We start from the raw sequence: 6055 nt of genomic DNA, 5'->3' as shown, positions 1-6055 counted from the left end.
TGCAAACAGTTCCGCTTTCCGATTTTTAATACAGCGGTGAGCATGGAAGTGCTCAGTCCGGATCAAAAGCAAGTGCTGCTCATTCAGCAGTACGGAAAAACGCGCAATATTTTGGTTGCCGGATACATCAGCCGCGGCGAAGCGGCGGAGACAACCGTTGCGCGAGAAGTGAGGGAAGAAGTGGGACTGGAAGTCCATGATATTCGATTCAATACCAGCGAGTTTTTCGAGCCGAGCAATACGCTGATGCTGAATTTTTCCTGCGTTGCCACGACACAGGATCTCAGTCATATGACAGATGAGGTGGATAAGGCAAAATGGTTCTCATTTGAGGAAGCAAAAGAAGCCATTGCTCCGAACAGCTTGGCGCAAAAGTTCCTGCTGGCATTTTTGAAAAAGAATGTTAACTAAAATAGTTGACAAGGTTTACAATAGAGCGTATACTATCACCAGACAAAAAAGTATTTGGGTGATTGTATCATGGAACAGAAAAAGAAACAGACCGATGTAAGAGAAATGGCATTGATTGCATTGATGGCCGCCGTGACCTGTATTTTGGGTCCGCTGTCCATTCCAATTGGTGTCGTGCCGATTTCGTTGACCAATTTTGCCGTTTATTTGGCAATTTATGTGTTGGGCTGCCGCCGCGGCACCATCAGCTATATTGTATATCTGCTGATTGGTCTGGTGGGTTTGCCGGTATTTTCCAGCTTTAGCAGCGGCGTCGGCAAGCTGTTTGGCCCGACTGGCGGCTATCTGATCGGTTTTATCTTTATGGCACTGATTTGCGGATTCTTTATTGACCGCTTTGAGGCAAAGCTGATTCCGAGCTTGATTGGCATGATTTTGGGCACAATTGTGTGCTATTTCTTTGGCACCGCTTGGCTGGCTTATCAGGCTGGCATGACGTTCTATCAGGCATTGGCAGCAGGCGTTTTGCCGTTTATTGTCGGTGATTTGATTAAGATGATCATTTGTGCTGTTGTCGGCCCGCAGATTCGCCGCAGATTGGAGCAGGCGGGACTGATTCACTAAAAAGTAAGCAAGTTTTATTGATTTTGGCACAGAAAAAAGACGGACTGCATGGTTGGCAGTCCGTCTTTTGTTCTATCTAACTACGAGATTAGTCTTCGGCACGGCCGAACTCAGCCAGCTGGAGACCTTCGTTCTTGTCCAGTGCCCAGTTCAGGTTCCACATGCTGGTGAACAGCAGCAGATACCGTCCGCGGTAGTCCTGTACGACCTTGGAATCCGAAGTGATTTTCAGCTCGTCCGGCTGGAAATCTTCATTTTCAATCCAGCGCAGATACTGATACGGCAGATTTTCCATGATAATATCTACACGGTATTCGTTCTTCAGACGATACTCCAGAACTTCCAACTGAAGAACGCCGACAACGCCGACGATAACTTCTTCCATACCGGTGTGCGGCTCTTGGAAGATCTGAATGGCACCTTCCTGCGCGATCTGTTCCATACCCTTGATGAACTGCTTGCGCTTCATGGTGTCCTTCTGACGAATGCGGCAGAATACTTCCGGAGCGAACGTCGGAATGCCGGAATACTTGCAGTCAAAGCCAGGCGTGCATACGGTGTCGCCAATCGAGAAGATACCCGGATCAAAGACACCGATGATGTCACCGGCATATGCCTCGTCAATGATAGCACGATCCTGTGCCATAATCTGCTGCGGCTGTGCCAGCTGCATTTTCTTGCCAGCCTGTACGTGGTAGACATCCATGCCCTTTTCAAATTTGCCGGAGCAAATGCGCATGAAGGCAACGCGGTCGCGATGTGCCTTGTTCATGTTTGCCTGAATCTTGAATACAAATGCCGAGAAATGCTCGTCAAACGGATCAATAACTTCGCCCTTGGAGACACGTGCTGTCGGCGGCGGTGTCATTTCCAAGAAGTACTGTAAGAACGGCTCAACGCCGAAATTGGTCAACGCGGAACCAAAGAATACCGGAGACAGCGTGCCCTCGTGTACGCGGTCAATGTCGAATTCCTCACCGGCACCGCCGAGCAGCTCAATGTCGTCCTGCAAGGTTTCCCACAGGCGTTCGCCGACCATCGGCTCCAGCTCCGGATCGTCTGGCTCATAAATTTTGATTTTTGCTTCCTTGGTACCGGTGACAGACGCTGCCTCGAAGGCCATGACATGGTTCTTCTGGCGGTCATAGACGCCCTTAAACTCCTTGCCGCAGCCAATCGGCCAGTTGACAGCGTAGGTGTCAATGCCCAGCTCCTTTTCCAGCTCATCGAGCAGGTCATAGGGGTCACGGGACTCCAAGTCCATCTTGTTGATAAAAGTAAAGATTGGGATGCCGCGCATGGAGCAAACCTTAAACAGCTTGCGGGTCTGTGCCTCGACACCCTTGGATGCATCAATGACCATGATAGCGGAATCCGCTGCCATCAGGGTGCGATAGGTATCCTCCGAGAAGTCCTGATGTCCCGGGGTATCCAGAATGTTGATGCAGTGTCCGCCGTATTCAAACTGGAGCACAGAAGACGTAACCGAGATACCGCGCTGCTTCTCGATTTCCATCCAGTCGGAAACGGCGTGGCGAGTGTTCTTCTTGCCCTTAACGGTACCGGCGAGCTGAATGGCTCCACCGTACAGCAGGAATTTCTCTGTAATGGTCGTTTTGCCGGCATCCGGATGCGAAATGATCGCGAATGTTCGGCGCTTTGCAATTTCTGATTTTAAATCTGACAAAAGAAAAAACCTCCGATCAGCAATTGTTCGTATAAAAAAAGCGCCGGACAATATGCAGGCGCATACACTATATATATTATCACAGGTTGAAGCGGAAAACAATCACTCGTTTGCTGAAAAAGAGCAGAAAAGTGGCGCGTCGATTGGTAGGAATTCGACGCGCCATACAGTAAAGAGAGAGATATATGAAAGCACAGAATGGGAAAACTGTGCGGTGGCAGGCTATAAACTGCATCGCTTTTGGGATAGAAGCTGTGTTGTTTCCGCTCCCTTGAGCTTGACTATAGTATATCACAAAAAGACAGGAAAACAATGGACAGGATACATAAAATACGGAAAATGAAACTGGCTTTTGTGCATCAAGTTAAACAATTGTCTTTGCGTCGCGGACAAATTCTCCGTCCTGTGTTTGCCAAATACGCGTTGTTTTTTGCGGAAAGCTGTGATAAGATAAGAAAAATCACAGAAAAAGGAGATTCTAATGAATATTCAGATATTTGGCAAAAGCAAGTGCTTTGACACAAAAAAAGCCGAGCGATACTTCAAGGAGCGCCGGATAAAGTACCAAATGGTAGATCTCGTGCGTTACGGCATGAGCAAGGGCGAGTTTACCTCTGTGTGCCGCGCAGTCGGTCTGGAAGCGATGATTGACCCGAAGGCGAAGGATCCCGATGCTGCGATGCTGCCATATCTTGCCTCCGACGAAGCAAAGATGGAAAAGCTGCTGGATAATCCGAAGCTGCTCAAGACACCGATTGTGCGCAATGGCAAACAGGCGACGGTTGGCTTTTGTCCGGATGTGTGGAAGACATGGGAATGAGCTATAGACTGCCGTCGTTTGTGACGGAAACCCGCGATGTGTGGACGGTATTGCAGCAGGAAACGCGGCCGATTTGCCTGTATGGCATGGGCGACGGCGCGGAAAAAATTTTGCGCGTCTGTGAGCAGAGAAATATTCCGATTGCCGGTATTTTTGCTTCAGATGAATTTGTGCGTGGACATAGCTTTGCCGGATTTGTCGTGAAAAAACGCTCGGATCTTGAAAAGGAATTAGGAGATTTCGTCGCAGTCATTGCCTTTGCGTCGAGCAGACCGGAAGTGCTGGCGTTATTTGACGATTTGGACAAGACCCATACGACGTATGCGCCGGATGTGCCGGTAGCGGAGGGAGAGCTGTTTGATTTCGCATTTGCCCAAAAGCACTGTGAAGAGCTGGAACAGGCGTATGCCCTGCTGGCAGATGACCGTTCTCGTGAAGTCTTTGCGGCAACCGTAAATTTCAAGCTGAGCGGCAAGCTGCATTGGCTGCGTGATTACACAGACAGCCGGGAGAGCGTTTTTGAGACGTATCTCAAGCCGACACAGCACGAACATTTTGTCGATCTCGGCGCGTATAACGGCGATACTATTCGGGAGCTGCTATCGTTTACCGAGGGAAAATATGCGTCGATTACCGCGCTGGAGCCGGACAAAAAGACCTTTAAAAAGCTGAAAAAATATGTCGAGCAGGCGCAATTGGATCAGATTCACCTCGTCAATGCCGGCGCATGGAGCGAGCCGGGAGAGATGTTGTTTGGCGGCAAGGCCGGACGCAATTCTGCCCTGACACCGGTTATGAACGAGGTGTCGCATGATAAACGTACCGTTATGATTCCGGTGGAGTCCGTCGATCATGTATTAAACGGTGCGCCGTGCACGCTGCTCAAATTGGATGTCGAGGGTGCTGAACGTATGGCGTTGGAAGGCGCACGGCAGACTATCCAGCAATATCGCCCGCGCATTTCTCTGTCCGCATATCACAGAAGTGAGGACTTGTACGAACTGCCGCTGCTGCTGCATGACATGTGTGCCGATGTTCGGCTGGGAATGCGGCATCATCCGTATGTTCCGGCGTGGGAAACAAATTTCTATGTAACTTTTGGTTAAAAACTATGGAAATCTTGCCTCATTTGCTGTATACTAACAACAGGAAACAACGTCCGCAAGGACGGGAGATCTGTGAATGAAAAGGAGACGATTCCAATGGCAAATTGTTTTTACTGTGATCCGGATCACGAAGGCCGCAAGGCAATTATGTTCCGCGTTGGCAAGATGAGAGAGGGCGTGCTGTATCTGTTCAAGGATCAGGCACACAAGGGCCGCTGCGTAGTCGCTGTAGACGAGCATCTGTCCGAGCTGTCCGATCTGACACCGGAGCAGCGTCATGCATTTATGGATGACGTAGCAGATGTTGCAGGCGCAGTAAAGAAGCTGTGGGGCTGCACCAAGATCAATCTGGGCGCATTTGGCGATAAGCTGCCGCACCTGCATTTCCATATCGTGCCGAAGTATGAAGGCGGTTTTGAGTTCGGCGGCGGATTTGAAATCACCAATCCGAACCCGGTACATCTGACCGAGGCTGAGTACGCTGAAATGATGGCACAGCTCAAGGCAGAACTGAACATCGTAAAGGACTAATTAAGTTTAGTTGTAACCTTATCAAAGGAAAGGGCGTGGTGTGATGCACTTCGCCTTTTTCTTTTTCCTGTGTCCAGTTTGTAAAATCCGCGCAGTTGCTTGAAATTTATGGGGTTTCCGGCTATACTATATTCTAACATTGAATGATTGTAGGAGTATGATATGTCAAGTTTTTTGCACAGTTCGCTGATTCAAATTTTGGTCAGCATTCCGGCTCTGTTGATTTGCCTGAGCGTACATGAAGCCTGCCACGGTTTTGCGGCGTATGCGCTGGGTGACCCGACAGCGAAGCAGGCGGGACGGCTGACGTTTGATCCGCTGCATCATCTTGATCCGATTGGCACGCTTTGTATGCTGCTGTTTCACGTCGGATGGGCAAAGCCGGTGCCAATCAATCCGAGCTACTTCAAAAATCGCCGCGTCGGCATTGCACTGGTGTCGCTTGCCGGTCCGATGTCCAATTTCGTGTTGGCACTCATTGCCCTGTTTTTGTATTATCCGCTGCGATTGACCAGCTCGCCGATTTTGACTGCGATTGCGCTGATGCTGTATATGACAGCTGTCATGAGCATCGGTTTGGGTGTATTTAATCTGATTCCGGTGCCGCCGCTGGATGGCTCCAAAATTTTGCTGGCATTTCTTCCGGCAAAATATGAGTACAAATTCGCACAGTATGAACAGTACATTCAGTTTATCCTGCTGATTTTGTTGTTTATCGGCGTGCTGGACAGACCGATCAATTTCTTTGTCAATGCGATTTATCACGCGCTCAGCGCGATTGTTTTGTTGGTGTTTTAAATGACAGAAAAAATCACCTTTCATCTGTCCGCCTTTGACGGACCGTTGGATTTGCTCTTGCATTTGATTGCAAAGAAC

The 6055-nt window shown here is 49.2% G+C and carries 7 protein-coding genes; 6 read left to right on the top strand and 1 reads right to left on the bottom strand.

Annotation, left to right across the window (positions count from 1 at the left end; all coding sequences use genetic code 11):
- Positions 1-411, top strand: a 411-nt coding sequence (locus tag ACR0P9_RS06535; RefSeq protein WP_432618464.1) for an NAD(+) diphosphatase, incomplete at its 5' end; no start/stop codon positions are given.
- A gap of 69 nt (positions 412-480) precedes the next feature.
- Positions 481-1035: a biotin transporter BioY gene (locus tag ACR0P9_RS06530; protein ID WP_432618462.1), complete on the top strand. Its 555-nt coding sequence runs from the start codon at positions 481-483 to the stop codon at positions 1033-1035.
- Positions 1036-1123: 88 nt separating this feature from the next.
- On the opposite strand, the gene ACR0P9_RS06525 is transcribed toward ACR0P9_RS06530, so the two are convergent.
- Positions 1124-2722, bottom strand: coding sequence for a peptide chain release factor 3 (locus tag ACR0P9_RS06525; RefSeq protein ID WP_432618460.1), 1599 nt, complete (start codon positions 2720-2722; stop codon positions 1124-1126).
- A 481-nt stretch (positions 2723-3203) separates the two neighbouring features.
- Between ACR0P9_RS06525 and ACR0P9_RS06520 the strand changes: the two genes are divergently transcribed.
- From ACR0P9_RS06520 to ACR0P9_RS06505, 4 genes are all read left to right on the top strand, one after another.
- Positions 3204-3542, top strand: coding sequence for an arsenate reductase family protein (locus tag ACR0P9_RS06520; protein WP_432618458.1), 339 nt, complete (start codon positions 3204-3206; stop codon positions 3540-3542).
- Entirely contained in the window at positions 3539-4648 is a 1110-nt protein-coding gene (locus ACR0P9_RS06515) for an FkbM family methyltransferase (RefSeq protein WP_432618456.1), read from the top strand. The genes ACR0P9_RS06520 and ACR0P9_RS06515 overlap by 4 nt, the downstream gene beginning before the upstream one ends.
- Positions 4649-4744: 96 nt before the next feature.
- A complete protein-coding gene (locus ACR0P9_RS06510) occupies positions 4745-5179 on the top strand; it encodes an HIT family protein (RefSeq protein WP_432618454.1) in 435 nt (144 codons plus the stop codon).
- 162 nt (positions 5180-5341) lie between these two features.
- The gene (locus ACR0P9_RS06505; protein WP_432618452.1) at positions 5342-5977 is read left to right on the top strand and encodes a site-2 protease family protein; all 636 of its coding nucleotides are present in this window, start codon (positions 5342-5344) and stop codon (positions 5975-5977) included.
- The last annotated feature ends 78 nt before the right edge of the window (positions 5978-6055 follow it).

The organism is Butyricicoccus sp. (genome assembly GCF_050872565.1).
Lineage (GTDB): Bacteria > Bacillota > Clostridia > Oscillospirales > Butyricicoccaceae > Butyricicoccus_A.
This window is presented reverse-complemented; position numbering and strand designations above follow the sequence as displayed.

Excerpts from the sequence above, each read along its gene's own strand:
- ACR0P9_RS06530 (WP_432618462.1), top strand. The coding sequence starts at position 481 with ATGGAACAGAAAAAGAAACAGACCGATGTAAGAGAAATGGCATTGATT.
- ACR0P9_RS06520 (WP_432618458.1), top strand. The coding sequence starts at position 3,204 with ATGAATATTCAGATATTTGGCAAAAGCAAGTGCTTTGACACAAAAAAA.
- ACR0P9_RS06515 (WP_432618456.1), top strand. The coding sequence starts at position 3,539 with ATGAGCTATAGACTGCCGTCGTTTGTGACGGAAACCCGCGATGTGTGG.
- ACR0P9_RS06510 (WP_432618454.1), top strand. The coding sequence starts at position 4,745 with ATGGCAAATTGTTTTTACTGTGATCCGGATCACGAAGGCCGCAAGGCA.
- ACR0P9_RS06505 (WP_432618452.1), top strand. The coding sequence starts at position 5,342 with ATGTCAAGTTTTTTGCACAGTTCGCTGATTCAAATTTTGGTCAGCATT.